The sequence below is a fragment of the Microcystis sp. M113S1 genome (assembly GCF_020246945.1).
GTDB lineage: Bacteria > Cyanobacteriota > Cyanobacteriia > Cyanobacteriales > Microcystaceae > Microcystis.
Map to the genome: position 1 here is coordinate 1 of NZ_JADBSA010000396.1, position 3,581 is coordinate 3,581.

Consider the following 3,581-nt stretch of genomic DNA (forward strand, 5'->3'; position numbering starts at 1 on the left):
AACCTTGTTGGGTAAGACTTTTAGACTTTTTGTCAATCAAAAAGTACCAGGCATGGGAGTGATCAGGGGGAAAATTCAGGTACTTTTTCCCTGAAAATTAGGTAGTTGACCACCTGAAAATCGGTAAAACCCATCCCCCACCCCCCAACCCCCAACCCCCCACCCCCACCGAAAAACTTTTTCAGCAGACCCTAATTAGTTATCTTTTAGCGACAATGAACAAGGAGCAACTTTTAACCGAACCTTTTTTACAATTACCGACCGAAACATCAGTACAAGTGATTTGGTTTACGGAATTTTTTGGCACTCGTCATCAGCTGTGCTACGGGGAAAAACTAGAGAAAATTGCCCTCGCTCAAACTAGCAAATTAACTAGAGTTAGAGAAGATGCCAAATCGAGAACCCTTGAAGCTTATCAATCTTTAACCGATCGAGAAATCTGGCGACATCAGGCCGAAATTACTGATTTAAAGCCTGGGGAAAGGATTCCCTATCAAGTCACCAGTTTTCAGGAAAATACAGCGATTAGAAGTGATCTTTATACCCTTACCCCAACACCAAAAAAAGGAACTAATCTCAAAATTCTGCTCACTTCCGATCATCAATTAATGCCGATGACTGCCGCTAATTTGCAAAAAGTTAGCGAAACTATTGGACAGGTAGATGCGGTTTTTTTAGCCGGAGATTTAGTTAATATACCCGATCGAGCGTCGGAATGGTTTGATGATAGTCGCGGTGGGTCATTTTTTCCCTGTTTACAAGGTCGTGCTAATTATACTCTCACAAAAAATGGCATTCAAACTATTTATAAAGGAGGTGAAATTATTCAAAATGCACCCTTATTTCCTGCTATTGGTAATCATGAAGTTATGGGCAGATTTTCTACTTCCAGAGGTTTAAATGAACAGTTTGAAGATGCTATTCCTCACTTTATTGCTAAAAAACTAGCAGAGGATACAGCAGCAATTAATGAAAACTGGTTAAAAAATAAGGCTTTCAACACAGAAACCTACGAAGAAATTTTTTCTTTGCCTCAAAATAAATATTATTCTCTAACTTTTGGTGATATTCGTTTAGTGGTTTTATATGTTACTAATATCTGGAGAAATCCCAATTTAGAACCCAGTGCAAGGGGAAGATATTACGAAAATCAAAGAGATTTAGATAGACCCGATCGCTGGGGTTACGGTCAGCATATTTTTGAGCCAATTGCTCAGGGTAGTCCTCAATATCAATGGTTAGAAAAAGAGTTAAATAGTCGAGAATTTCAAGAGGCTAAATATAAAGTAGTTATGTTTCATCATCCTCCCCATACCCTAGGAGGAAATATCGTTCCACCCTACACCGATCCCCTACCGACAATTCAAGAGGATGCCACGGGAAAAGTTACATCAGTACGCTATGATTATCCCCAAGAAAATGATTATATTATTCGCGATCTAATTCCTTTATTAGAATCGGCCAAGGTTAATTTGGTTTTCTATGGTCATTCTCATTTATGGAATCGTTTTCTTAGTCCTAACGGCACTAATTTTCTCGAATCTTCTAACGTAGGTAATAGTTATGGTGCTTATTTAGGTGATAAAAAACGTCCTGTACCTCTCGATAGAAATTATGCAGCCATCGGTAATCCGAATGGATTAGCAGCAATTATCCCGAATATTGCTCCTCTAGTGGATTGGGTTAATCAACCTTTACCCTATATTGCCAGTAATGATGTGACGGTTTTTAGCATTTTAGATACAGAAAAAGGAACCGTGAGCAGTTATCGTTTTGATACTCGTTATCCTGACTCCGAAGTAATTAAATTTGATGAATTTGACCTTTTTAGCATAGGTGAAATATAATAAAATCAAAGAGTGCCGGTTAAATAGATTCTCTTGGGGTTAATTCTATGACTACTGTTACTAGCAATGATATTCAAGAATTGAAAGACTTACTCTCGGCAATGCGACAGGAAAACCGCGAGCAGATGATTTCCCTGCGAGAAGAAACCCGCGAGCAGATGATTTCCCTACGAGAAGAAACCCGCAAGCAAATTGATACGCTAAAGGAAGATAATCGCAAACAACTAGAAACCCTGAGAGAAGAAAATAACAAGCAATTTATTAACCTACACAAAGAAATCACGGAAGTCAAAATTATCACGGCTAAAATTGAAGGAACAATTCAATCCCAAGCAATATTAACCCAAAAAATTCCTGATTTAATCGAGAAAGTTGGGGAATTAAAAAACTGGAAACAAATAGCTATTGTCGCTATCACTGCTTTTACCAGTGCCACAATTACTTGGTTTATTCGAGGAGGAAATTTAAAACCTTAAAGTCTGGCATTTTTCTCAATTCCTAATTGGTGCATTTGCAGAATAATCGGTTTCAGGGTTTCTCCGAAAGCGGTTAAAGAATGGTCGATTCGCCACCGCCTTTGCAGTCCCCCAGTTAACTTATGCCACAGGATAAATGTATAGGCACAAAACACCAAGATAAAATAAAGTGGTGTAATCGGTTATAAATCACTCCGAAGGCATTATTGGTCATTTGAGTTAGATTTTTCCTTTCACTTTCCCCTAATAATCCTCCTAAATACTGTCTGAACCCATTTTTTTGCGCTTTGCTCTTGAAGCAATTGTCAAAACGTCCACACCATCGGTCAAAGCAGGGAAGCATCGCGGCCGAGGTTGTCTCTTTCATCGCTGCTCTCTCAGCGTCAAGTGCTTATTCTATAACGATTATACTCTTGTTGATCGTTTAAGTCCCACTAGGATAAATTGATCTCTAATAACCCCGGTGGTGGCGCAATCTCGATGCGTGCCGCTTTCAGATCCACCAGTGGAACAATTTCTTTGACGAAGGGGACCAAGGCCCTGGCCTCTGAGTCGGAGGATGGACTTTTTTTCTTGACAGAGGCGAGATTTGCTTCTAGTTGCACTGCTAAAATGTCATTACCCGCCCAGAAAATATCTACCACAACCCCGATTTTTTCTCCTGTAAGGTGATGATAAACCTCTAAGTTCACTAGCTCGCTAACATGATATTCATCCGCTTTTAGGTGAGGTTTTTCTAGTTTATTTGCCCATAATTTATATCCGCGCAAAGCTTCGGCTTGTTCCCGATTTTCAACCCCCTCTAACTTGATAACATAAACATTTTTGCCCGGTAGCTCACGTCCCCTGAGCAGAGTAATTTCTCGGATTTCTCCCCCTTGGATCCCTTGTATTCCCCTCACCCCTCGCTTCTGAAAACGTTCGGGAAAATCTGATACCGATAAAACTCGCAATTCTCCCTCCAGTCCCTGGGGTGCTACTATTGTCCCAATTTCTAGCCAATTTTCTTCCATTGTCTCGACATTTTTTGCTATAGCTTTCCCTAGTATATAGCCTTTTTTGTCTCGCTCCTAGATTTTAAAAGTCTTGTTGACACTCCCCGCTCTAAAGAGACGGGAATTCTTGGTTCACAGAGATTACTTGCGAAAGACAGAATTGCTTCTGAAAAAGTAGAGGTATTCTCTCCCCAAGCGTTTATTGGATCGAGCATCGAAGGTTCCGGTATGCCCTACCGTACTTAGTCCCCTTTTAAGGATGT

4 protein-coding genes and 1 pseudogene are annotated in these 3,581 nt (G+C 40.1%); 2 read left to right on the forward strand and 3 right to left on the reverse strand.

Annotated features, from left to right (window positions below):
• The first annotated feature begins 215 nt into the window (after window positions 1–215).
• Window positions 216–1,847: a purple acid phosphatase family protein gene (locus tag IM319_RS20105; RefSeq protein ID WP_287736694.1), complete on the forward strand. Its 1,632-nt coding sequence runs from the start codon at window positions 216–218 to the stop codon at window positions 1,845–1,847.
• Window positions 1,848–1,894: 47 nt separating this feature from the next.
• Window positions 1,895–2,323 carry a hypothetical protein gene (locus tag IM319_RS20110; RefSeq protein ID WP_287736695.1) on the forward strand — a complete coding sequence of 143 codons (429 nt, stop codon included), beginning with the start codon at window positions 1,895–1,897 and terminating at the stop codon, window positions 2,321–2,323.
• Here the strand turns inward: IM319_RS20110 and IM319_RS20115 are convergent.
• From IM319_RS20115 to rimM, 3 genes and pseudogenes are all read right to left on the reverse strand, one after another.
• Window positions 2,320–2,481, reverse strand: coding sequence for a hypothetical protein (locus tag IM319_RS20115; RefSeq protein WP_287736696.1), 162 nt, complete (start codon window positions 2,479–2,481; stop codon window positions 2,320–2,322). The genes IM319_RS20110 and IM319_RS20115 overlap by 4 nt on opposite strands.
• A 5-nt stretch (window positions 2,482–2,486) precedes the next feature.
• Window positions 2,487–2,690 (reverse strand): annotated as a pseudogene (locus IM319_RS20120) (IS701 family transposase); the annotation flags it as partial.
• Window positions 2,691–2,757: 67 nt separating this feature from the next.
• Window positions 2,758–3,336, reverse strand: coding sequence for a ribosome maturation factor RimM (rimM, locus tag IM319_RS20125; RefSeq protein WP_286824812.1), 579 nt, complete (start codon window positions 3,334–3,336; stop codon window positions 2,758–2,760).
• Window positions 3,337–3,581 lie beyond the last annotated feature (245 nt).